1 pseudogene is annotated in these 397 nt (G+C 57.7%); it reads left to right on the top strand.

The window, feature by feature from the left end:
* Positions 1–397 (top strand): annotated as a pseudogene (locus KP705_RS18690) (Tn3 family transposase); the annotation flags it as partial.

Raw genomic sequence — 397 nt, 5'->3', positions numbered from 1 at the left:
CTCTTCGTCCTGCCATTGGTCCATTCCTGAACGCGTTCCAGTTTCAGGGTGGTCGCACGGTACAGGGATTACTGAAGGCGGTGCAGATCATTGGAGACCTCTATCGGACCGGTAAACGCCGCTTGCCTGACTCCTGTCCGATCCGTTTCATTCCGCCTTCCTGGCACAGCTTTGTCAGGCCAGAGGGAACAGTCATACGACAGGCTTACGAACTCTGTGTTCTGACCCAGCTGCGCGAGCGTCTGCGTGCCGGAGACATCTGGGTAACGGAAAGTCGCCAATACCGCGCATTCGACACCTACCTTCTTCCGGAAGCCACGTTTGCAGCGATGCGCGCGCAAGGACCGTTGCCTCTGGCGATCAATGCTACGGCTGACACGTTCCTTTCTCAACGGCG

The organism is Gluconobacter sp. P1D12_c (assembly GCF_018812105.1).
Classification (GTDB): domain Bacteria; phylum Pseudomonadota; class Alphaproteobacteria; order Acetobacterales; family Acetobacteraceae; genus Gluconobacter; species Gluconobacter oxydans_A.
Note: the sequence above shows the minus strand (reverse complement) of the source record. Positions and strands in the feature narration are given on the sequence as shown.